The organism is Streptomyces sp. NPDC058877 (assembly GCF_042742855.1).
In the GTDB taxonomy this organism is placed as follows: domain Bacteria; phylum Actinomycetota; class Actinomycetes; order Streptomycetales; family Streptomycetaceae; genus Streptomyces.
The window spans coordinates 1-22,472 of record NZ_JBHYMF010000111.1; the positions used below are offsets into that span (position 1 = coordinate 1).

Below are 22,472 nucleotides of genomic sequence, written 5' to 3' on the forward strand. Positions count from 1 at the left end.
GTCGGGTGGCGCTCAGTCCTCGAAGGCCTCGGCGTGTCCCTTGGCGAGCGACAGGTACATCTCGGCGTTCAGCTGGATGCCCGCCTTCTCCTCCTCGGTCAGTGCGCGGCGCACCTTGGCCGGCACGCCCGCGACGAGCGAGCCGGGTGGGACCTCCATCCCCTGCGGGACGAGTGCCTGGGCGGCGACGAGCGAGCCGGCGCCGATCCGGGCCCCGTTGAGGACCGTCGCGCCCATGCCGACGAGCACGTCGTCCTCGATCGTGCAGCCGTGCACGGTGGCGTTGTGGCCGACGGTCACCCGGTCTCCGATCGAGACGGGGAAGCCGGGGTCGACGTGCACCGTGCAGTTGTCCTGGACGTTGGAGTCCTCGCCGATCGTGATGGGGCCGCAGTCCGCCCGCAGCACCGCCTGGTACCAGATGCTGGTGCGGGCGCCGAGCGTGACCTCGCCGAGCACCACGGAGGTCGGGGCGGTGAAGGCGGTCGGATCGATCTGCGGCTCCTTGCCGCCGACTCCCTTGATCAACGCCTCTGTCATGTTCGCTCCTGATCGTCAGATCGTCAGATCGTCGGCCGTCGTGTCACGCCCGGGGTGTCCCCGGCGCAGCCTATGCCGTGCTCATGACGGACATCACAGCGCACCGCACTGATCAGGTACGACGGTGCCGACTACGGTGGCCGGGTGCCCCGGAACAGAAACACGTTCTCATCCCTTGCCGCCTGGCGCCGCAGGGTCCTCGCCCGTGCCGTGCAGGGGAGCTGGCGTTGGGTGCAGCAGGCGGGCTCCGTCACCGCCGAGCACCCCGGGAAGCTGCGCTTCCGTCGCCTCGGCGCTGGCACCCGGCTCGCCTTTCCGCAGGGCACGGTCTTCGGCGAGCCGTGGATCGAGATCGGCGAGTGCTGCATCATCGCCGAGCAGGTCACGCTGGCGGCGGGGATGCTGCCCGACCTCGACCTCGGGGCGGACACGGTCCTGACCCTCGGCGACGGAGTCGTCCTCGGTCGGGGCAGCCACGTCATCGCCGATGCGAAGGTGTCGATCGGCTCGGACACGTACTGCGGTCCGTACGTCTACATCACCTCGACCAACCACAGCTACGACGACCCGGACGAGCCCGTCGGCCGTCAGTGGCCCCGCTCGGAACCGGTCGTCATCGGTCCGGGCTGTTGGCTCGGCACGGGTGCGGTGGTCCTCCCCGGTGCGCGTCTCGGCCGGAACGTCGTCGTCGCGGCGGGCGCGGTGGTGCGGGGCGAGGTCCCCGACCACGCGGTGGTGGCGGGCGCGCCGGCGAAGGTGGTCCGCCGTTGGGACGCGGAGAAGGGGTGGCAGCCCCCGCTCCGCACCCCCGCCCCGGTCCCGATTCCGGAGCACGTCACCCCGGAGCAGTTGGCGGCGCTCGCGGTGTGGGAGGCCCGGCGCGCGGGGAGTTCGGAGTCCGTTCCCTCCTGAGCCGTTCGGCGGCGGGGCCGCGGTGGGGGCGATGGGGTGACCCCGTCACCCCCGCCCGGTTCCTGTGGTGTCGATGGGCGGGGCGTGGCGGGGCGTGGGCCTTCGCCCGCTAGCCCGTCGCGAGGAGCACCGTGCCCACCAGGGCGAGCCCCGCTCCTGCCGCCTGGACGGCGCGGAGGCGTTCTTTGAGGACTCCGCGGGCCGCGAGGGCAGTGACGACCGGGTAGAGGCTCGCCAACACGGCCGCCACGGTGACCGGGCCCGAGCGGGCGGCGATCGCGTACGTGCCGTTGGCCGCCACGTCGGCGAGGCCGACGAAGGCGAGGGCCGGGAGCGCCGAGCGGACGGCTCCGGGGCCGTCCTCGGGAAGTGCTCGGCCGCCCCGACGCACCGAGGCGTACAGGGCGCCGGCGCCGACCAGGACGTTGGTCACCCGTTGGACGAACAGGGCGAGGAGCAGGCCCGTGACGGTCGTGGAGGCTTCGGCGATGAGCGCCATCACCGAGCCGAAACCGAAGGCCGCGACCAGTGTCAGCAGGACGGCCCGACGGCGGACGGGAGCCCCGCGGAGCTCCGGACCGCCCGCGAGCAGGACGCCGAGGACCGCGAGCGAGATCCCGGCGAACTGGAGCAGCCCCGGTCGGTCGCCGAGGAGGAGGCCGAGGGAGACCGGAACCACCACGCCGAGCGAACCGAGCGGGGAGACGACGCCCATGGGGCCGAGCGCGAGCGCCTTGTAGAAGGCGAGCATGGCCACCGGGCCGACGACGCCCGCCCCGACGGCGTACCAGAGCGAGGGGTCGACCTCCGTCCAGGCGCCGGTCGCGAGGACGATCGCGCCGAGGGCGAGGGTGGCGAGGACCTGGGAGACCACGACGACCGTCAGTGCGGGGATCCGTCGGGTGAGGAGCCCGCCCCCGAAATCGGCGAGGCCCCAGAGCAGGCTGGTGGCGAGGGCGAACAGGGCGGTCATGGGTCCTCGCAGGGAAATGCGGCAGTACAGTGCGGTGAACGGTGGGGTGCACTCCACCGTAGTTCAGTTTATTGGACCCTGTCATCCAGAATATTGGACGGAATGTGTCGGACCTCGACCAGCTCACACAGTCGCTCGCCCGGAACCTGAAGCGCTGGCGCAAGGAACGGGGGTTCACCCTGGACGCACTCGCCGCCCGTGCGGGCGTCAGCCGTGGCATGATCATCCAGATCGAGCAGGCCCGCACCAACCCCAGCGTCGGCACCACCGTGAAGCTGGCGGACGCCCTCGGCGTCTCGATCACGACCCTGCTCGACTACGACCAGGGCCCCCAGGTCCGGCTCGTCCCGCCCGAACAGGCCGTCCGCATGTGGTCCACCCCCACCGGCAGCCACACCACCCTGCTGGTCGGCACCGAGGCCCGAGGCCCCCTGGAACTCTGGTCCTGGAGCTTGATGCCGGGTGACGAGAGCACCTCCGACCCGCACCCGGAGGGCACCGTGGAGCTGCTGCACGTCACCACCGGAACGCTCACCCTGGTCGTGGACGGCGAGCACCACCCGCTCCCGGCCGGCACCTCCGCCGTCTTCGAGGCCAACGTCCCCCACACCTACCGCAACGACGGGGACGAGCCGGTCGAGATGACGATGGCCGTTTCCATCCCGCCCGTCCGCTGACGCCGGCAGCAGCGCTCGTCCCCGGCGCCGCACCGCAGGCCCGGCGCGACGCCCGGGGGAGGGGCACGGAATTCCCGCGGGTACTTCCCCGCCGACACCGCACGGGTCCCCGCGGCCGACGGCCACTGCCGCGGCAGGCAGCCGTCCGCCGGCAGGGGCCCCGCCCGACTTCCCGGAACGGGGCCGCAACTCCGCGGCGTCCCGTCGGCCCACCGCTCCCGCGGCTCACCCCAGGCGCGGGATCTCGATCGCCGGGCAGCGGTCCATGACCATGTCCAGGCCGGCTTCCAGAGTGCGGGCGAAAGCCTCGTCGTCGATCACGCCCAACTGGAACCAGACCGCCTTCGCCCCGATCGCGACGGCCTCGTCGGCGATCGCACCCGCCTGCTCACCGTTCACGAAGACGTCGACGACATCGACCGGGAACGGGACGTCGGCGAGCGAGGCGTACCCCTGCTCGCCGTGGACCGTCTCCGCCTTCGGATGGACCGGGACGATCCGCTTGCCGAAGCGCTGGAGGACGGCCGCCACCCCGTAGGCGGCGCGCGCCTGGTTCGTGGACAGGCCGACCACCGCCCAGGTGTCGCCCGCGGAGGTCAGGATCCGCCGCACCGCGTCCGCCGCGGAGTAGGCGGTGGGCTCCGGGGCCGTGGTGTCTACGCTCGTCACTTCTACTGCCTCTCCTCGGTGCGGCACGTCCTCCGTGTGAACGAGCCGCGCCGAGCCGTGATTCCCGCCCGGCCCCGGCGGCACGTCCCCGGGGCCGGCGCCCCCGCAGCCGTCCCTCCACCGGGGCGATCGGCGTTCCCGCGCCCGCCGCTCGACCCCGCACGGAGCCTCCACGAGGGACGGCCGGGCGAACTCGTACGCGTACGTCCCGCCCCGCGCCCCCGCACGCTGCCGGGAGGGCAGTCGTCAGGCGCACGAAACGCGTCAAGCCCGCCACCGCAAGGCGGACGGGAATCTCCTTCCCGAGCTTGCGGAGCGAGGAGAGCGCTTCAAGGCCGGGAGCACCGCCGGAGAGGGCGGCACCGAAGGAACGTAGGCTGGGCGGATGCAGGAGCAGTACCGCACTCTGGCCCGTGAGGGCGTCCACGAGACCGAGATCAACCGCTCGCGCTTCCTCTGCGCGCTCGCGCCCGTCGCCGACGAGCGGGAGGCGCAGGAGTTCGTCGCGCGCATCCGCAGGGAGCACCCCACCGCCACCCACAACTGCTTCGCGTACGTCCTCGGCGCCGACGCCTCCGTGCAGAAGGCGAGCGACGACGGGGAGCCGGGCGGCACGGCCGGCGTCCCGATGCTGCAGATGCTGCTGCGCCGCGAGATGCGGTACGTCGCCGCGGTCGTCACCCGCTACTACGGTGGCGTGAAGCTCGGTGCGGGCGGTCTGATCCGCGCGTACGGAGGGGCGGTCGGCGAGGCGCTCGACGCACTGGGCACGATCACCCGGCAGCGTTTCCGACTCGCCACGGTCACCGTTGACCACCAGCGGGCGGGCAAGCTGGAGAACGACCTGCGGGCCACCGGCCGAGCCGTCCGGGACGTGCAGTACGCCCAGGCCGTCACCATCGAGATCGGCCTCCCGGACGCGGACGTACCCGCCTTCCGCAGCTGGCTCGCCGACGCCACGGCGGGCACGGCCACCTTCGAACTCGGCGGCGAGGCGTACGGCGACGCCTGAGCCGTGAGGGCCCGCTCCCGACGGCCGGGCGCACCGGGAGGCCCCGGGACCGGGCGGCGCCCGCCCGGAAGCCCGGGGCACGACGGCCCGGCACGGGCCCGGCGGGACGGCCACGCACGACCCCCGCTCGGGATAGCGTGGTGGGTGCAGGCACACGGAACCGGAGACGAGGAGCGGCACACATGCGGGGTGGGACGGCATCGTGAGGCTCCTGCACACCTCGGACTGGCACCTCGGCCGGTCCTTCCACCGCGTCGGCCTCCTCGACGCCCAAGCCGCCTTCCTCGACCACCTCGTGGAGAGCGTCCACGCCCACGACGTCGACGCCGTGCTGGTCGCCGGTGACGTCTACGACCGGGCCGTGCCCTCACTGCCCGCCGTCGAACTCTTCGACGCCGCGCTGCACCGGCTCGCCGGGGCCGGGGTGCCCACCGTCATGATCTCCGGCAACCACGACTCGGCCCGCCGCCTCGGCGTCGGAGCCGGGCTCATCGAGCGGGCCGGCATCCACCTCCGCACCGACCCGGACGGCATCGGCACCCCCGTCGTCCTCACCGACGCACACGGCGAAGTCGCCCTCTACGGCCTGCCCTACCTCGAACCCGCCCTCGTCCGCGAGCGGCTCGCCGCCGAGAAGACCAGCCACGAGGCCGTCCTCTCCGCCGCCATGGACCGGGTCCGTGCCGACCTCGCCCGCCGGCCCGTCGGCACCCGCTCCGTCGTCCTCGCCCATGCCTTCGTCTCGGGCGGTGCACCCAGCGACAGCGAGCGGGACATCACCGTCGGCGGCGTCGCGGCCGTCCCCGCCGGAACCTTCCGCGGCGTCGACTACGTCGCCCTCGGCCATCTGCACGGCAGCCAGGTCATCAGCCCGCGGATCCGTTACTCCGGCTCCCCCCTCGCCTACTCCTTCTCCGAGGCCGACCATCGCAAGACCATGTGGTTGATCGACCTCTCCGAGGACGGGACGATCACCGGTGACGCACGCCTCGACTGTCCTGTGCCACGCCCCCTCGCCCGCATCCGCGGACGGCTCGACGACCTCCTCGCCGACCCCTCGCTCGCTCCGCACGAGCAGTCCTGGGTCGAGGCCACCCTCACCGACCCCGTGCGCCCCGCCGACCCCATGACCCGGCTCGCCCGACGCTTCCCGCACGCCCTCAGCCTGGTCTTCGACCCCGAGCCCACCGGGGGCGAAGGCTCCGGTGCCTCCTACGCCCAGCGGCTCCGGGACCGCAGCGACCAACAGATCGCGGAGGACTTCGTGGCCCACGTACGCGGTACGGCCCTCGACGAACCCGAACGGGCGGTCCTGTACGGCGCCTTCGACGACGTGCGGGTCGACACCGCCGAGCGCGAGGTGGACCGGTGAGGCTGCACCGTCTGGAGATCACCGCGTTCGGGCCCTTCGGCACCACGCAGCGGATCGACTTCGACGCCCTGTCCTCCGCGGGCCTCTTCCTCCTCCAAGGGCCTACCGGCGCGGGCAAGACCTCCGTGCTCGACGCCGTCTGCTTCGCCCTGTACGGCAGCGTGCCCGGCGCCCGCCAGAACCCCGGCACCTCCCTGCGCAGCGACCACGCCCCCGTCGGCACGCCCACCGAGGTCGTCCTCGAACTGACCGTGGCCGACCGGCGCCTGGAGGTCACCCGTCGCCCCGCCCAACCACGACCCAAGAAGCGCGGCGGCGGCTTCACCAACGAGAAGGCCCAGACCTGGCTGCGCCAGTACGATCCCGTCACCGGCCAGTGGATCGGCCTCAGCCGTTCCCACCAGGAGATCGGGGAGGAGATCACCCGGCTCGTCGGCATGAGCCGCGACCAGTTCTGCCAGGTCGTCCTCCTTCCCCAGGGCGACTTCGCCCGGTTCCTGCGCGCCGACGCCGAGGCCCGCGGCAAGCTCCTCGGCCGTCTCTTCGACACCCGGCGCTTCGCCGCCGTCGAAGAGCGCCTCGCCGAGCTGCGCCGTGCTGCCCAGCGGCAAGTGGAGGACGGAGACGCGCGACTGCTCGCCCTCGCCCACCGCATGGCGCAGGCCGCGAGCGGCCTCGAAGCCGCCCGCACCCCCGTCGAGGGCCGGCCCGGCGCCCCCGGTCTCGGCGACTCCGTCCTCAGCTGGGCCGCCGTCGCCCGCACCGAGGCCCACGAGGCCCTGGACATCGCGGGCGTGCGCCTCGCCGCCGCCGAGGCCGCTCAGACCGCCGCACGCACGGCCCTCGACGCCGAGAACGACCTCGCCGGTCGACAGGCCGGACACGCCGATGCCCTCCGACGGCGCGAGCGGCTCACCGCACGCGCCCCCGAGCACGAGCGCCTGAAGGACGCCCTCGACCGGAGCACCAGGGCCGACCGGGTGGCCCCCGCGCTCGGACTGCGCCAGGACGCCGAGCGCGAGCACACCGTTGCTCGGGTCGCCCGGGAACGCTCCCGGCACCACCTGCCGCCCGACCTCGCTGATGCCGGTGCCGAACTCCTCGCCGCCCGCGAGCGCCGGCTGCGCGAAGACCTCGGTGGACTCGAGGCGGCCCGGCGCGCCGAGCAGCGGGCGGCCGTCATCGCCGAAGAGGGTGCGGCGCTGGACCGGGAGGCGCGGGCCGACGAGGACGCGCTGCGGGACGCGGTCGAATGGCTCGCCGACTGGGACCCCCGGCGCGCCGCCCTCACCGCAGGGGTCGAGGCCGCCCGCGACGCCGCCGCTCGCGCCGAACGGCTCGCCGGCCGCCTGGAGCCGGCCCGTCGTCGGCTTGCTGCCGCCCGCCGCCGCGACGCGCTCGCCGAGGACGTCCTGAGGACCGAAACGCGCCTTGCGGCGGCCCGGGAACGACGGAACGAAGCCCATGAGGGCTGGCTGGACGTCAAGTCCCGTCGGTTGGAGGGCATCGCCGCCGAGCTCGCGGCCGCCCTCGCCCCCGGCACCCCCTGCCAGGTCTGCGGTTCCACCTCCCACCCCGTCCCGGCCCGGACCACCGCCGACCACGTCGACCGGGCCGCCGAGGACGCCGCCTACGCGGCCTACACCCGTGCCGAGGAGCAGCGCACCGCCGTCGAACGGGAGCTGGCCGTCACCCGCGAGTCATGGTCCGCCGCATGCGCGGAGGCCTCGGTGGGGCCCGGGGGCGAGGGGCGTGACGCCGATCCCACCGTTTTCGAACTCGACCGCGAAGTGCAGGAGTTGGATCAGCTGCACACCGAGGCCCGCACGCTCGCCGGGCAGGCGCACCGTGCCCGGGAGGCGCTCGCGCGTGCCGAGCGGGAACACGAGGAACGGCTGGGCGCACAGCGGGAGGCGGAGCGGCGGGTCGCGGCGCGGACCTCGCGCCGGGAAGCCCTGATGCGGGAGCGGTCCGCGCTCGACGAGGAAATCGCCCGGGGGCGCGGTGCGTTCGCCACCGTGGCCGAACACGCCGCCCGGCTGGAACAGGACATCGCCCTACTGGTCGACGCCGCCGAAGCCGTGGGCGCCGCCGAGCTCTCCGCCCAGCGCCTCAAGGAGGCCGACGACCGCTTGGCCGACGCCGCCTACCGCGCGGGTTTCGCCACCCCGGCCGAGGCCGCCGCGGCGCTCCTCGACGAGCGGGAGCGTCGCGAACACCAGCAGCGCGTGGACGCCTGGCAAGCCGAGGCCGCCGCCGTCGCGGACCGACTCGCCGAGCCCGCCACCGTGGCCGCCGCAGCGCTTCCGCCCGCCGACCCGGCCGTCGCGGCAGCCGCCCACACGGCGGCCGAGCGCGCACTCCGCGAAGCCTCCGCCGCCCTGGCCTCCGCCGACGGTCGGGTCACCGGACTCGCCGCACTCTCCCGGCAAGCCACCACCGAAGTGCGCCGCATGCGGCCGCTCCGCGAGGAGTACGACCGGGTGGCCCGCCTCGCCGCCCTGACCGCGGGCACCTCCGCGGAGAACGAGCGCCGGATGCGCCTGGAGTCGTACGTGCTGGCGGCCAGGCTCGAACAGGTCGCGTCCGCCGCGACCGCCCGGCTCCAGCGCATGTCCGCCGGGCGGTACGCCCTCGTCCACTCCGACGTCCGCGCCGGCGGCAAGCGTGCCGGCCTGGGCCTGCACGTCGTCGACGCCTGGACGGGCAACGAGCGCGACACGGCGACGCTCTCCGGCGGCGAGACCTTCTTCGCCTCCCTGGCCCTCGCCCTCGGCCTCGCCGACGTCGTCACCGACGAAGCCGGTGGCGTCCGGCTCGACACCCTCTTCATCGACGAGGGCTTCGGCAGCCTGGACGAGCAGACCCTCGACGAGGTCCTCGACGTCCTGGACTCCCTGCGCGAACGGGACCGCAGCGTCGGCATCGTCAGCCACGTGCCCGATCTGCGACGGCGCATCCCGGCCCAGTTGGAGGTCGTCAAGGCGCGGCAGGGCTCGGCGGTGCGGCTGCGCACCGGAGGGGACGCGCTCAGCGGCTGAAGGGGCGCCGAGGGAGCGGCGAGGAGTAGACCACGCTGGTGGTCACCGCGCCGAGCGCGGAGATCTTCCCGTTCACCGACTCCAGGTGCTTCATCGAACGCGCGGCGACCTTGAGGACGAAACAGTCGTCGCCGGTGACGTGGTGGGCCTCCAGGACCTCGGGCGTGGTGTCGAGCAGGTCGTGGAACGGCTTGTAGTTGCCGTGGGGGTAGCGCAACCGCACGAAGGCGAGGACGGCGTATCCCAAGCGGTCCTGGTCGACGATCGCGGTGTACCCGGTGATCACCCCCGCGTCCTCCAGGCGCCTCACCCGCTCTGTCACCGCGGACGCTGACATCGACACGGCGCGGGCCAGCTCGGCGAAGCTGGCGCGGCCCTCGGACTGGAGTGCTTCGAGGATGCGCCAGTCAGTGGCGTCGGGGACGTATGCATTGCTCATGGAGAGAGGGTGCAGGGAAATCCCCGGTCGATCAAGCGATCGACCGGGGATTTCCCGTGCCCGGGGGCGTGCTTCAGAGCCGGGAGATCTCGTCCACCAGGTCGTCCAGGCCCAGCGGGCCCTGCGAGAGGGCGGCCATGTGCCAGGCCTTGGCGTCGAACGCGTCGCCGTGCGCGGCCCGGGCGTTCGCGCGGCCGAGCAGCCAGGCGCGCTCGCCCAACTTGTAGCCGATCGCCTGGCCGGGCATCGACAGGTAGCGGGTCAGCTCGCTCTCCACGAAGGACGGGGGGCGGCTGCTGTGTCGCTGGAAGAACTCCTCTGCGAGCTCCGGGGTCCACCGTTCGCCGGGGTGGAAGGGCGAGTCCGCGGGAATCTCCAGGCCGAGGTGCATGCCGATGTCCACGATCACCCGGCAGGCACGCATCATCTGGCCGTCGAGGTAGCCGAGGCGGCGTTCGGCGTCGGGCAGGAAGCCCAGCTCGTCCATCAACCGCTCCGCGTACAGGGCCCAGCCCTCCACGTTGGCGCTGACCTTGCCGAGGGTGGCCTGGTAGCGGGAGAGGCTGTCGGCGACGTGCACCCACTGCGCGATCTGCAGGTGATGGCCGGGCACGCCCTCGTGGTACCAGGTCGACACCAGGTCGTACACCGGGAAGCGGGTCGTACCGTCCACCGGCAGCCAGGTGCGGCCGGGACGCGAGAAGTCCTCGGACGGGCCGGTGTAGTACGGGGCTGCGGCACCGCCCGCCGGGGCGATCCGGGACTCCACCCGCCGGACCCGTCCGGCGAGTTCGAAGTGGGTGCCGTCGAGCGCCTCGACGGCCTCGTCCATGAGCTCCTGGAGCCAGACCTGGACCTCTTCGACGCCCTCGATGTGGGTGCCGTGCTCGTCGAGGTGGGCGAGCGCCTCCCAGGGGTCCGCGCCCGGCAGGACCCGCTCGGCCTCGGTCCGCATCTCGGCGAGGAGGCGGTGGTACTCCGACCAGCCGTACGCGTACGCCAGGTCGAGGTCCAGGTCGGTGCCGTTGAAGAAGCGGCTCCAACGCCGGTAGCGCTCGCGTCCGACCGTGTTCGGAGCATCGACCACGGCCGGGGCGTACGCGTCCCGCATCCAGTCCCGCAGCGCCACGACCGCGGTGGTGGCTTCCTTCGCCGCGGCTTCGAGCTCGTTGCGCAGTCCCTCCGGCAGGTCGTCGGGACGGGCCGCCGCGAACTCCTCGAACCAGCCCTGCCCCGTTCCTCCGCCCCCCGCCCACTCACCGAGCTGGTCGATGAAGGTGGCCGTGGGGCGCGGACCGGCGAAGAGCTTGCGCTCCAGGCCCAGCGCGAGCGCGGCGCGGTAACCGTCGAACGCGGCCGGCACCGCGCGGAGCCGGGCGGCGATCGCCGCCCAGTCCGCTTCGGTGTCGGTCGGCATCATGGTGAACACGATGCGGACGCTGTGTGCGGGAGAGCGGATGTTGCTGACCGCCCGGAGGTTCTCCTCGGCCTCGTGCACGGCGAGCTCCGCCGTGAGGCGCTCCCGCAACAGTCGGGCACAGCGCCGCTCGGCCTCGCTGTCCGCGCCCGGGGCCCGCTCCGCCTCGTCGAGCCGGGCGAGGGTCTGCCGGGCGAGGTCGGCCACCGCCCGCTGGCCGGCGGGAGAGAAGTCGGGGAGCAGCCCCGCGCTCTCCTTGACTCCCAAGTACGTACCGGTGATCGGGTCGAGGGCGATGAGTGCGTCGACGTGGTCGTCGGCGACCTGTCGGGGCAGCGGGCTGATGGAAATCTCTGGCATGGGGGTCATCCTGACGTCTCCGACGGTGTCGCGTCACCCTCGTCCGGCTCTAGTCGGCTGACTTGGAGGGTCCGGAACCGGGGGGCAGCAGGGGGCCGCACTCCCACTGCTGGAAGATCAGGCGGGTCTCGACCCGGGCCACTTCCCGGCGCGAGGTGAACTCGTCGAGCACGAGACGCTGCAGGTCGGCGGGGTCCGCGACGGCCACGTGGACCAGGTAGTCGTCGGGGCCCGTCAGATGGAACAGCGCACGGGACTCCGGGAGGGCCCGGATCCGGTCGACGAACGGGCCGATCAGTTCACGCCGGTGGGGGCGGACCTGGACGAGGAGGAGCGCTTCGAGGCCCCGTCCGAGTTTGGCCGGATCCAGCCGCAACTGTTGCCCGAGGATCACGCCGGTGCGACGCAGCCGTGCCACCCGGTCGAGGCAGGTGGAGGGCGCGACGCCGACCTCGGCGGCGAGCTCGCGGTAGGTGGTCCGGGCGTCGTTCTGCAGGAGGCGGAGAATGTGCAGATCAACCGGGTCCAGTACGACAGAATCGGCCATCCGCCGAACGTAGCACGGCGTTTCCTTGCTACTTTCCGGTATCCGTTCACAGTGCCGCCATGGACGCCATGGATCACGGCCACTCGGCCATCCCGAGGGCCCTCACCACCGAAGCCGTGCACGCCGGCCGCGAAGACCTCGCCGGACTCGGGCTGCACGCCCCGCCGCTCGACCTGTCCACCACCTACCCCTCGTACGACGCCCGGGCCGAGGCCGCCCGGATCGACGAGTTCGCGACCACGGGCGCCCGGCTCGACGGGCCGCCCGTCTACTCCAGGCTCGACAACCCCACCGTGGCCCGCTTCGAGGAGGCACTCGCCCGCCTGGAGGGCGCCGAGGCCGCCGTCGCCTTCGCCAGCGGCATGGCGGCCCTCACCGCCGTGCTCCTCGCCCGGGCGGCCCAGGGCCTCCGGCACGTCGTCGCGGTTCGTCCGCTCTACGGCTGCAGCGACCACCTCCTCGACGGCGGCCTGCTCGGCACCGAAGTGACCTGGACCGATCCGGCGGGCGTCGCGGACGCGATCCGGCCCGACACCGGCCTCGTCATGGTGGAGTCGCCGGCCAACCCGACCCTCGCCGAGGCGGACGTCCGCGCCCTCGCCCATTCCTGCGGCTCCGTGCCGCTCCTGGTCGACAACACCTTCGCCACGCCGGTGCTCCAGCGCCCCGTCGAGCAGGGCGCGCGCATCGTGCTGCACAGCGCGACCAAGTACCTGGGTGGCCACGGCGACGTCATGGGCGGAGTCGTCGCCTGCGACGAGGAGTTCGCCCGCACCCTCCGGCAGGTCCGCTTCGCCACCGGCGGGGTGCTCCATCCGCTCGCCGGCTACCTGTTGCTGCGGGGCCTCTCCACCCTTCCGGTGCGGGTCAGGGCGGCGTCCGCGACGGCTGCGGAACTGGTCAGACGACTCGTCACCGACCCCCGGATCGCCCGTGTCCACTATCCGCGGATCGGCGGTGCGATGATCGCCTTCGAGGTGTACGGGGACCCGCACGACGTGATCGCCGGAGTGCGGCTGATCACCCCGGCGGTCAGTCTCGGCAGCGTCGACTCCCTCATCCAGCACCCGGCTTCCATCAGCCACCGCATCGTGGCCGAGGGCGATCGCCGTGCGGCGGGCGTCAGCGACCGCCTGCTGCGGATGTCGGTTGGCCTCGAGGACGTCGAGGACCTGTGGCGCGACATCACCCAGGCGCTCAGCGCTCCGCCCGCCGGGTCTCCTCGTGCGGCACGGTCAGGGCTTCCGGACGCGGTGCCGGGGCAAGCCGTGCGGTGATCACCAGGGTGCCCTCTTCGATCTGGTAGTCGAGGGGGAGGTTCAGCGCCCGCATCGCGGCCACCATCCCGGTGTTGGAGGACTGGGTGACGGCGTACACGCTGGCGCAGCCGGCCTCCTCGGCCATCGCCACCAGGCGGCCGAGGAGTTCGGAGCCGATGCCGCGCCGCTGCCAGTCGTCCTCGACGAGGAGGGCCACCTCCGTCTCGTCGCCGTCCCACAGCAGGTGCCCGAGGGCGACGAGACGACCGGAGGCGGTCTGCACGGCGAGGGTGCGTCCGAAGCGGGGGCTGAGCAGGTGGTCGAGATAGCGGTCGGCGTCGCCGACCGGGCCGTGGTAGCGCAGGCCCAGGGTGCGGGCCGAGCAGCGGTCGTGCATGGCCCGCGCGGCGGGCAGGTCGCGCTGGTCGGCCCGACGGACGGTGATCTCGTTGCCCTCGGGCAGGGTCAGCACGTCCTGGCTGCGCGGGACGCGCGGGCCGAGCCGGGCGTCGAGTTCCACGAGGGCCCGGGCCCGGGCGAACTCGGTCGGGGTGAAGGGCAGATAGGGGCGCTCGACGACGATCGTGCCTCCGTGCGGATCGCGCAGCCGCATCGTGGTCTCCTCCAGCACGCCTTCGACCGGGGCCTGTTCGCCGGTGGGGCGACCGGTGAGGGAGACGGCCGGTACGGAGCGGAGGGTGCAGCGACCGAGGAGCTGGCGCAGCGCGAGCGGCAGTTCGGCAGTGTCGAGCGCGGTGCGGGTGGCGAGACCGAGCACCCTGGTCGGGATGTCCACCAGGTCGTGGGCATCGGCGCGTTCGGTCCAGGTGTCGCGCCCTCCGGCGGCAGCGGTCCCGTGGGCAAGGGCCTGTGCGGAGAGGTCCGCGGGGGCTCGGAGCAGGAACTCGTCGACCGTTCCGTCGGCGAGCGGATGCGTCTGCAGGGTGAGGATGTCGACGTTCAGTCGGGCGAGGGCCGTGCACAGCGAGGCCAGACTGCCCGGGGTGTCCGCGACGGTGGTTCGCATGCGCCACAGCGAGGTTGCGGCGGGCGGCCCGGTCCGTCCCTCCTCCCCGTCCTCCGCCGGTGCGGTCGCCGCCGACCGGTCCGTGGTGCCGTGCCCGCCGGTGTCATCGGCGGGCGGCGCATGGCTGGTATGACCGTGCCTCCGTGCCCACCAGGCGTGGAACGCGGCGGTGGCGACCAGGGCGATCGCCGAGAAGACCAGCAGGTAGGGTCCCTCGGGGCCCTTGACGATGGTCTTGGCGATGGTGTCGGCCACCACCACGGCGGTGAACAGGGCGGCCAGTTCGATCAGGTCGTGCCGCCAGTGGTGCGGGCGGCGGGCGCTCTTCGAAGACGTCACATCGGTCATGGCTTCACTGTGACCCAGAGGTGTTGCGTGATCACGAACGCTTTGTGACTGATGGGTTAAGCGCCTATCTGGCGACTTAAAGACCGATTCAGGCCTTTTGTGGCGGAGATTGATTGTTCCCTTGACGGAGCACGCTCAGCAGTCGGGTGGCTTGCACCACCAGCTGTGAGGAACCCCCTCCGGCAGCGAGGGCGTCGAGCCCGGCGACCTCGTCCCGAGCCCCGCACCGCTCCGCGCAGTCGGCGCCGACCGCCAGCACCTCACCGAGCCCCCGCACCGCCCCCGGCTTGCCGAGCGGTTCGGGAAGCAGCGCCGCCAGCACCGCCCAGACCGTTCCGTACGCTCCTGCCGCGGACGCCGTTCGGACCGCGTCCGCCAGCCGGTTCGACTTGATCGAACCCTCCGCGAGCAGCGTCCCCAACTCCGTGCCCAACCGTCGGGCGTCCAGTTCGCCCCGCGACGCCAGGACGAGCACGGCGTCCACCGCACGCAGCCGGTCGTCCGCGTCCACGCAGCCGAGACCGAACGCCAGGGCCAGATGGACCGCCCGACCCACCGGGCCCGCGGCCTCGGCCAGCACGGTGAGGGGCTCGCTCGCCCCCCGTGCGTCCCTGTCGACGCAGTTCGCCAGGAACGGCAGGAGACAGGCCGCCAGTAGCTCCCGGTCGGCGGGCAGCACCGAAGCCCACGGGGCAGGGGTCCCCGCCCCGTGACCGCAGTGCCGGGGAGCGGCTTCCGGCACGCCGCCCAGCCAGCGGAAGGCGGGCGGGAACTCCTCCCGCAGCACCGGACGGTCACCGAGGTCGACCACGATCCGGTCGGTCAACCACCTCCTCCCCGAGGGCCCGTCCTGCTCCTCGGGGAGGAGCCGCACGGTCGCCCCCAGGGGCGCCGCACCCGGGTCGGCCCCTCCCGTGCGCAACCAGGCGGCGAGCCGCCGGCCGGCCGGGGTGCCGAGCGCCTCCGCCTCCTCCGCGGCCCGTCCCGCCGACGGATCGGTCCGCTGGACCCGCACCAGGGCCTGGGCGAAGTCGCAGGGAGCGGGCTCGACGCCGGCCTCCCGGTACCCCCGCACTCCCTCCACCAGGGCCAGCGGGTCGATCGCCCCGGTGTGCCAGGTCGGCGTGGAAAGGAGGAACGGCAACGCGCCCGTGCCGATCAGATCGGCCGCCTCCCACAGTCGGGCGTCGAAGGTTCCGGACAGCGCTCGGTGGAGACAGGTCTCCGGCCCGGGCCCCTTCGCCCGGTGTCGGGCGACCAGGTCCCGGTCCAGCGCGCCGAGCAGCCCGGCGAGCACCACGGGGAACCCCCGGTGGTGACGTGCGGAGGAAGGGGCCTCCGGTGGCCACGGCGGTCGGGGAAGGGCCTCCCGTACCGCCCCGGCCAGGGCCTCACGGTCCCGGTGGGCGTGCCGCACCAGACCGTCGAGGGCCCGCTCCCACGCCACGGGATCCTCCGGGAACCCCTGCACCACCAGCTCCGCCACCCACTCCTCGACCGTCGTCGCCGGGGGAGCGAGCAGCCGGGGCTCGGGAACCGGCGGCAGGATCTCCTCGTACGGGAACACGACCCCGGCCCCCAGGCCCCGGCCGAACAGCGCCTCGGCGGCCCGCCGGTGCGTCGGGCCCAGTAGCCCGGCGGCCTCGGCCAGCTGCTGCCGCACCTCCGCGTCGACGGCGGACAGATGGCGCCCCACCAGCGTGAGGGCCCGCTCCTGCACACCGGTGTCCTCGTGCCCGAAGGCCTCCGCCACGGCCGGCAGTACTTCGTCGACTGCGTCCGGCGCTCGTACCAGTGCCTCTTCCACCAGCGCCAGTTGGGCCCGCAGGAGCTTCTTCTCGGTGCGGAGGAGCACGCCGGCCGTCATCTCGGCCAGCGCCCCGGCCGGCAGCGCGCCCGCCGAGGCCAGCCCTGCCAGGGCCTCTTGGGCGTACCCGGCGACCGGCGACGGAGCATCCGCCGCGATGTCGGTCCAGTCGGTCATCCGCGCCCGCAACTCGTTCGCGTTCGGTTCGAGCAGGCGCACCACCTCCAGTGAAAAGCGCAGGTGGCGGAGGGGACCGCCCCGCAGCAGCCGGGAGACACCGGCGTCCAGGACCCGGGCACGGTCCAGGACCCCTTCGGAGACGAGCCCCCGCAACGCCGAGGGCCAGTGCTCCGCCGGACGGTGCCCGACCGGTCGGGCCAGCCGTTCGGGCGGCTCGGCCATCGTGAGGGCGTGCTCCACCAGGACCGGCGCCTGAGGGTCTTCCCGGAGCCGCTCCACGAGCTGGTCATCGGTGAGGTGGCGGGTCCACCCGGCGACGTAGCCGTCGGTCGGGGGAACCGCACGTCCGCAACGCACCGCGAGACTGTGGAGCAGCGCGTAGCCGTTCTCCGCCACGGACCGGCGTCCGGCCAGGCGTCCCATCAGCTCCGCCGCCCACGCCGGGTCCCGGTCACCGAGCGCCGCGAGGACCAGGGGGCCGTCCTCCTCCCGGAAGGGGAGACCGCGCGCGCCGAGCCAGCCCGCTGCCGCTGCCGCCGTCGGGGCGCAGCCGGCGCCCGCCACGCACAGTGCGCTGCGGATGCCGTCCGTCAGGTCCGGGTGGGGCACCCCCTTCCCGGCACGCACCTCGGCGCGCAGTGCCTCCAACCGCACCAGTGCTGCCCCACGTGCGGCGGCGTCCAGCGGCTCCAAGAGCGCAGGCACCCGGCGGTGCTCGCCCGCGCGCACCGCCGCGAGCAGCTCCTCGACGCGGATGGCGTCCCGGCCGCCGTGCCCCTCGCCGTCAAGCGTTTCCATGTCCGTTGCCACGTCCTTCCCCGTCCCGTTCCCCGCGGCGTCCCTCCCCGGCGCCCGCCGCGCCGCGTCGCTCCGCCCGGGCCCGCCCCGCACGCGGCCCCGCTCCGGTGCCGATGCGTACGGCCCCGGGCCTGCGGTGCGTCGCAACGCCCGATCCGAGGTGGCCGGTCGGAGCACGCGGACTGCGGCACGGACGGGAGGACACGGGCGGGCGCCGATGAGGATCGCCTCATGGGAACGACGTTAGGCCCCCGCACTGACATCCGCCGGATCCGGCTCCCGCCCGTCTCCGTCCGGGGCCCTACTGGCCGACCCGTCCCGGCTGGAGGACCTTGCTGAACAGCACCGTTCCGCCCTCGGCGCGCAGCCGCACGGTCAGCTCCCCGCTGTGCCCGTCGATGTCGACCTCGCCGAAGTACTGGGGGCTCTCCATCGGGGACAGGTTCGCCCGCTCCGGCGCCCGGACGAACACGCGCTCGGGGCCGAAGGTCGCGTCCAGGGCGTTCGCGGGGAACCCGCCGGCGGCCAGCGGTCCCGACACGAACTCCCAGAAGGGGGAGAAGTCCCGGAAGGCCGCCCGCTCCGGCGCGTAGTGCTGCGCCGAGGTGTAGTGGACGTCCGCCGTCAACCACACCGTGCCGGTGATCCGCCGGTGCTTCACGAACCGCAGCAGTTCCGCGATCTGGAGTTCCCTGCCCAGGGGCGCTCCCGGGTCGCCCTGGGCGATCGCCTCGAAGTTCGCCGCACCGTCCGGCACGACCAGCCCGATCGGCATGTCCGCCGCGAGGACCTTCCACACGGCCCGGGAAGCGGTCAACTCCCGCTTGAGCCAGGCCAGCTGTTCGGCACCGAGGATGCCGGTGGTGTCATCGGCCTGTCGACCGGGCGAGTTGGCGTTGCGGTACGAGCGCATGTCGAGCACGAACACGTCGAGCAGCGGCCCGTACCGCACCACCCGGTGCATCCGGCGCTCGCGCCCCGTGCCGCGCGGGTGGAGCGTGGAGACCGGGAAGTACTCGCCGAACGCCTGCGAGGCGCGGGCCGCGAGGACGTCCACGTCCTTCTCGGTGTAGCGGGGGTCGTCCAGTATCTGCCCCGGGTACCAGTTGTTCCGCACTTCGTGGTCGTCCCACTGCACCACCGAGGGCACCTGCGCGTTGAAGGCCCGGACGTTGTGGTCGAGGAGGTTGTAGCGGAAGTTGCCCCGGTACTCGTCGAGGGTCTCGGCGACCTTCGCCTTCTCCGGCGTCGTGACGTTCCGCCAGACGCGTCCGTCCGGCAGGGGCACGCTCGGCTGGATGACCCCGTCGGCGTAGATCGTGTCGCCGCTGCACAGGAAGAAGTCGGGATCCAGGCGACGCATCTCCTCGTACGCGCGGAAGCCCCCGATGTCCGGGTTGATGCCCCAGCCCTGTCCCGCGATGTCCCCGGACCACAGGAAGCGGATCCCGTCGCGACGTCGCTCCGGAGCGGTGCGGAAGGTGCCGAGGACCGGTGCGCCCGACCGGCGGGGATCGTCCGGGTCGACGAGGGTGACCCGGTAGTGGATCTGCTCTCCCGCCGGGAGGCCGCGGAGGGCGGTGGTGCCGGTGAAGTCGGTGCCCGCGCCGACCAGGGGGCCGTGGTGGCGTCGCACGCGCCGGAAGGAACCGGTCGCCGAGGTTTCCACGAGCATCCGCGCAGGACGGTCCGACCGCACCCAGACCAGTCCCGAAGAGGCGGTGACGTCCCCCACCTGCACGCCCCATGCGGCGTGCGGGCGGCCCGCACGGGCGAACGCCGGCGCCGCGAATCCGGTGCCGCCGAGGGCGAGTGCCGCCGACGCGGCCAGCGAGCCGCGCAGGAGGTTGCGCCGGCCCGGAGAGGACGCGGGGGCGGTCGAAGGGGAGGAGCCGGGCACGGATCGGGACATGGAGGGGCCTCCGGGGCTGTCGTTTCCGGTCGTGGGCGGTGCGCCGCACCATGCCTAACGGCCGGGTGCGGCGCCCACGCGAACCCCGTGTGAACAGAACCTCCCGGCGGAGTGCGCACCGGTCACCCCGCCCCGCACGCCTCCGCCACCCGCCGGATCCCCTCGTCGATGGCCGCAGCGGACAGGTGTGCGTACCCGATGACGAGCCGGACGTCCCCGTCCGCGGGGCGTGCGGTGCCGTACTCCCGGAGCAGGCGCAGCGCCACCCCGGCTTCCTCCGCCCGGGCCAGGAGCCGTTCCGCCGGCCCGAACCGTTCCGGCACGCGCGCGATGACGTGCAGTCCCGCCGCGATGCCGGTCACCCCGGTCCCGGGCAGGTGCGCGCCGAGCGCGGCGAGCAGCGCGTCCCGCCGCTCGCGGTAGGCGCGCTGGCAGCGGCGCAACTGCCGGTCGTACCCGCCCCGGGTCACGAACTCGGCGAGCACGGCCTGGTCGAGGACGGGATTGCCGAGGTCCATCGTCCGCTTCCGCTCGACGACCCCGTCGAGCAGTGCCTCCGGGACGAGCAACCAGCCGAGCCGCAGCCCCGGGGCCAGCGACTTGCTGACCGACCCCGCGTAGGCGACCCGTTCGGGGTCGAGGCCCTGGAGGGCGCCGACGGGGGCGCGGTCGTAGCGGAAGTCGCCGTCGTAGTCGTCCTCCAGGACGTACCCGTCCACCGCGCGCGCCCAGTCGAGGAGCGCGGCCCGACGCTCCGCCGACCAGGCGATTCCGGAGGGGAACTGGTGGGAGGGGGTCACGACCACCGCCCGCACCCCGGAGTCGGCGAGCGGCCCCGGGCGCAAGCCCTCCTCGTCCAGCGGCAGCCACACCGTCTCCAAGCCGGTCGAGGCGAACAGGTGTCCGTGCTCCGGGCTGCCGGGATCCTCGATCCCGACCCGGCGGAGCCCGCGGGCCCGCAGGACGAAACCCAGCAGCGTCGACGCCTGTGCCACGCCCGAACAGACCACGAGCCGTTCCGGATCGGCCACCACGCCGCGTCGCCGCGTCAGCATCGCGGCCAGCGCCCCGCGCAGTTCGGGCAGCCCGCGGGGGTCCGGATAGCCGAGCGCCGGGTGAGGGAGCCGGCTGAGCACGGCCCGCTGAGCCGCCGCCCAAGCGCTCCTCGGAAACAGCGACAGGTCGGGGGTTCCCGGGCGGAAGTCCACCCGGATCCCGGGCGACCCGGCGGCCGGGTCACGGGCGCCGGGCACGGCCGCCCGGGCCGTGTCGCCCACCCAGGTCCCCGCGCCCCGCTCGCTGCGCAGGTACCCCTCGGCCGTCAGCTGCTCGTACGCCTCGGTGACCAGGCCCCGGGAAACGCCCAGGTCGGCGGCGAGTTCGCGGCTTGCAGGCAGTCGCGTCCCGGCCGTGAGCCGCCCGAAGCGCACGGCCTCCCGCAAGGCCTCCTGCAGGGCCCGTCCCCGCCGTCGCGCCGGAGCGCCGACGGCGGGCAGCAGCAGTTCCCACGCGGCCCGTCCATGGCTCGTCATTCCCCCGTGCCCCTCCTCGTCGTCCCGGTCCGGGCCGGCGGCGCCCGCCCGGTCAGCCCCCCCCATGATCACCGCTGTACGTCCAGGGCAACGCCGTTGCGTTTACGTTCTGCGGCGGGCTGTGAGCCCCGCGCGGAGGTGCTCGGCACGGACCTCGAGGGTGTGGGTCTGGGCTTGTTGGGGGTGGGCGTCGGCGTTCGGTCCGTACTTGCTCGTCGGGTTCTTCCGGGTGTGGGCCTTGATCCGCTGTCGGCGGTGGGCGGGCAGCAGCCCGTCCAGGACGGCCTGGCCGTTCGCGCCGAGCAGGGCGGCCGGTCCGGTGGGCAGAATTCCGGTCGCGTTGACCGCCTGGTCGGTCGTGGCCTGGAGTAGGACGGTGAAACTGACCCGTTCCATCGGTGTGCCCGGGCGGGCGGCGAGGGCGTCGCCGGCCGTGCGGATGAGGGTGTGGTAGGCAGTCAGGAGAGCGTAGACCTCCTGGTCAAGGTCCTGAAGGTTGCGGGAGCGCAGGACACGGCCGTCCAGCAGCGTCGTCTTGATCGAGAAGTAGGTCGTCTCCACCTGCCAGCGTCGGTGGTAGAGATCGACCAGCTCGTGGGCGGGGTAGCGGTCGGCGTCGGGCAGGCTGGTGACCGGCCGTCAGGGTTCGCGCCGGATGGTGCCGTCGGTGAGTGTGATGGTGGCCCACGCCTCGATCACCCGCACCGGGACCAGGCCGTAGCCGTGCCCGGCCCGGTACTCGCCGGTCAGCAGGGCCGTGTAGGAGCCGTCGGGCAGGTGGCCGGTCGCGGTCGGGGACGTGGAGCAGGGTTCCGTCCAGGGCGACCGTCCGCAGGCCCTGGTGGAAGGAGCCGGGCTGGGTGGGGTCGGCCACCGGTCCGGCCAGGATCTCGAACAGCCGGGCCAGCGGGGCGGCCCCTATCCGGCGGCGGGGACGTGGGCGGTGAACCAGCCCTCGGGGGCCTTGACCTCCTCGGGCAGCTGCGCCTCCTCGGCGCGCACCTCCTGGAGCAGGACGGCGTCGGCGGAGGTCTCCGCCAGCCACTCGACGAAGCCCTTCTCGGCGGCGGTACGGAGACCGTTGACGTTCGCGGTCGTGACGGGGAACATCCCGGGAGAATACCGACACCCCCGCGACTCGCATACACGTACGATCGATGTCATGCGCATCCAGCCGACCCCCTACGACCACCCCGACGCCGTGAAACTGCAGGACGAGGTGCTGGCCGAGTACGTCGTCCGCTACGGCGACAGTGAGGGCGACGCCACACCGCTCGACCCCACGATGTTCGAGCCGCCGCGGGGCCTCTACCTGCTCGCGTACGACTCCGAGGACCGCCCGGTCGCCAGCGGCGCCTGGCGCGCCCAGGACGAGAACGGCGAGGGGTACGCGGACGGGGACGCCGAGCTGAAGCGGATGTACGTGATCCCCGAGGTGCGCGGCCTGGGTCTGGCCCGCCGCATTCTGGCCCTCCTGGAGGAGGACGCCCGCGCCGCCGGCCGGACCCGCGTGGTCCTGGAGACCGGCACCGAGCAGCCCGAGGCCATCGCCCTCTACCTCTCCAGCGGCTACGCACCCGCCGCCGCCAAGTTCGGCCACTACCGCCACCACGAGGCCAGCCGCTGCTTCACGAAGCCGCTGGTCTGACG

Annotated in this window: 18 protein-coding genes and 1 pseudogene; 7 read left to right on the top strand and 12 right to left on the bottom strand. The window is 73.5% G+C overall.

The features are described from left to right. Positions 1-12: 12 nt before the first annotated feature. Positions 13-540, bottom strand: a complete 528-nt coding sequence (locus ACFW2Y_RS23545; RefSeq protein WP_384882591.1) for a gamma carbonic anhydrase family protein — start codon at positions 538-540, stop codon at positions 13-15. 144 nt (positions 541-684) lie between these two features. On the opposite strand from ACFW2Y_RS23545, the gene ACFW2Y_RS23550 reads away from it, so the two are divergent. Next, on the top strand, positions 685-1,452 hold the full coding sequence (locus ACFW2Y_RS23550; protein WP_384882595.1) for an acyltransferase: 768 nt from the start codon (positions 685-687) through the stop codon (positions 1,450-1,452). A gap of 109 nt (positions 1,453-1,561) precedes the next feature. On the opposite strand, the gene ACFW2Y_RS23555 is transcribed toward ACFW2Y_RS23550, so the two are convergent. Then, entirely contained in the window at positions 1,562-2,425 is an 864-nt protein-coding gene (locus tag ACFW2Y_RS23555; protein WP_384882598.1) for an EamA family transporter, read from the bottom strand. A gap of 104 nt (positions 2,426-2,529) precedes the next feature. Between ACFW2Y_RS23555 and ACFW2Y_RS23560 the strand changes: the two genes are divergently transcribed. After that, positions 2,530-3,102, top strand: a complete 573-nt coding sequence (locus tag ACFW2Y_RS23560) for a helix-turn-helix domain-containing protein (RefSeq protein ID WP_384882601.1) — start codon at positions 2,530-2,532, stop codon at positions 3,100-3,102. Between the two features lie 225 nt (positions 3,103-3,327). Here ACFW2Y_RS23560 and ACFW2Y_RS23565 read toward each other — a convergent pair whose 3' ends face one another. Further along, positions 3,328-3,771: a CoA-binding protein gene (locus ACFW2Y_RS23565; protein WP_384882604.1), complete on the bottom strand. Its 444-nt coding sequence runs from the start codon at positions 3,769-3,771 to the stop codon at positions 3,328-3,330. Between the two features lie 385 nt (positions 3,772-4,156). On the opposite strand from ACFW2Y_RS23565, the gene ACFW2Y_RS23570 reads away from it, so the two are divergent. The 3 genes from ACFW2Y_RS23570 to ACFW2Y_RS23580 all read left to right on the top strand — a co-directional run bounded on the left by ACFW2Y_RS23570 (position 4,157) and on the right by ACFW2Y_RS23580 (position 9,196). Continuing rightward, complete coding sequence (locus ACFW2Y_RS23570) at positions 4,157-4,783, top strand: YigZ family protein (protein ID WP_384882607.1); 627 nt, start codon at positions 4,157-4,159, stop codon at positions 4,781-4,783. A gap of 202 nt (positions 4,784-4,985) precedes the next feature. Continuing rightward, the gene (locus tag ACFW2Y_RS23575; protein ID WP_384882610.1) at positions 4,986-6,155 is read left to right on the top strand and encodes an exonuclease SbcCD subunit D; all 1,170 of its coding nucleotides are present in this window, start codon (positions 4,986-4,988) and stop codon (positions 6,153-6,155) included. Next, on the top strand, positions 6,152-9,196 hold the full coding sequence (locus ACFW2Y_RS23580; RefSeq protein WP_384882613.1) for an AAA family ATPase: 3,045 nt from the start codon (positions 6,152-6,154) through the stop codon (positions 9,194-9,196). The genes ACFW2Y_RS23575 and ACFW2Y_RS23580 overlap by 4 nt, the downstream gene beginning before the upstream one ends. Here the strand turns inward: ACFW2Y_RS23580 and ACFW2Y_RS23585 are convergent. The 3 genes from ACFW2Y_RS23585 to ACFW2Y_RS23595 form a co-directional block, all read right to left on the bottom strand. Continuing rightward, a complete protein-coding gene (locus tag ACFW2Y_RS23585) occupies positions 9,186-9,635 on the bottom strand; it encodes an Lrp/AsnC family transcriptional regulator (protein WP_384882616.1) in 450 nt (149 codons plus the stop codon). The two genes, ACFW2Y_RS23580 and ACFW2Y_RS23585, sit on opposite strands and share 11 nt — an antisense overlap. A 73-nt stretch (positions 9,636-9,708) precedes the next feature. Then, positions 9,709-11,421, bottom strand: a complete 1,713-nt coding sequence (locus ACFW2Y_RS23590) for a DUF885 domain-containing protein (protein ID WP_384882619.1) — start codon at positions 11,419-11,421, stop codon at positions 9,709-9,711. 40 nt (positions 11,422-11,461) lie between these two features. Further along, positions 11,462-11,959, bottom strand: coding sequence for an Lrp/AsnC family transcriptional regulator (locus tag ACFW2Y_RS23595; RefSeq protein WP_384882622.1), 498 nt, complete (start codon positions 11,957-11,959; stop codon positions 11,462-11,464). A 59-nt stretch (positions 11,960-12,018) separates the two neighbouring features. Here ACFW2Y_RS23595 and ACFW2Y_RS23600 point away from each other — a divergent pair, with 59 nt between their 5' ends. After that, positions 12,019-13,236 carry a trans-sulfuration enzyme family protein gene (locus tag ACFW2Y_RS23600; RefSeq protein WP_384882625.1) on the top strand — a complete coding sequence of 406 codons (1,218 nt, stop codon included), beginning with the start codon at positions 12,019-12,021 and terminating at the stop codon, positions 13,234-13,236. Here ACFW2Y_RS23600 and ACFW2Y_RS23605 read toward each other — a convergent pair. From ACFW2Y_RS23605 to ACFW2Y_RS23630, 6 genes and pseudogenes are all read right to left on the bottom strand, one after another. After that, positions 13,157-14,593, bottom strand: coding sequence for a GNAT family N-acetyltransferase (locus tag ACFW2Y_RS23605; RefSeq protein ID WP_384882628.1), 1,437 nt, complete (start codon positions 14,591-14,593; stop codon positions 13,157-13,159). The two genes, ACFW2Y_RS23600 and ACFW2Y_RS23605, sit on opposite strands and share 80 nt — an antisense overlap. Before the next feature lie 88 nt (positions 14,594-14,681). Then, positions 14,682-17,378: a DUF6493 family protein gene (locus ACFW2Y_RS23610; RefSeq protein WP_384882631.1), complete on the bottom strand. Its 2,697-nt coding sequence runs from the start codon at positions 17,376-17,378 to the stop codon at positions 14,682-14,684. A gap of 301 nt (positions 17,379-17,679) precedes the next feature. Continuing rightward, complete coding sequence (locus tag ACFW2Y_RS23615; RefSeq protein WP_384882634.1) at positions 17,680-19,290, bottom strand: alkaline phosphatase D family protein; 1,611 nt, start codon at positions 19,288-19,290, stop codon at positions 17,680-17,682. Positions 19,291-19,412: 122 nt separating this feature from the next. Then, positions 19,413-20,822, bottom strand: a complete 1,410-nt coding sequence (locus tag ACFW2Y_RS23620) for a PLP-dependent aminotransferase family protein (RefSeq protein ID WP_384882637.1) — start codon at positions 20,820-20,822, stop codon at positions 19,413-19,415. Positions 20,823-20,924: 102 nt separating this feature from the next. Continuing rightward, positions 20,925-21,446, bottom strand: a complete 522-nt coding sequence (locus ACFW2Y_RS23625) for a transposase (RefSeq protein WP_384882643.1) — start codon at positions 21,444-21,446, stop codon at positions 20,925-20,927. Positions 21,447-21,746: 300 nt separating this feature from the next. Beyond that, positions 21,747-21,932 (bottom strand): annotated as a pseudogene (locus ACFW2Y_RS23630) (endonuclease/exonuclease/phosphatase family protein); the annotation flags it as partial. A 52-nt stretch (positions 21,933-21,984) separates the two neighbouring features. On the opposite strand from ACFW2Y_RS23630, the gene ACFW2Y_RS23635 reads away from it, so the two are divergent. Beyond that, positions 21,985-22,470, top strand: a complete 486-nt coding sequence (locus ACFW2Y_RS23635; RefSeq protein WP_384882640.1) for a GNAT family N-acetyltransferase — start codon at positions 21,985-21,987, stop codon at positions 22,468-22,470. Positions 22,471-22,472 lie beyond the last annotated feature (2 nt).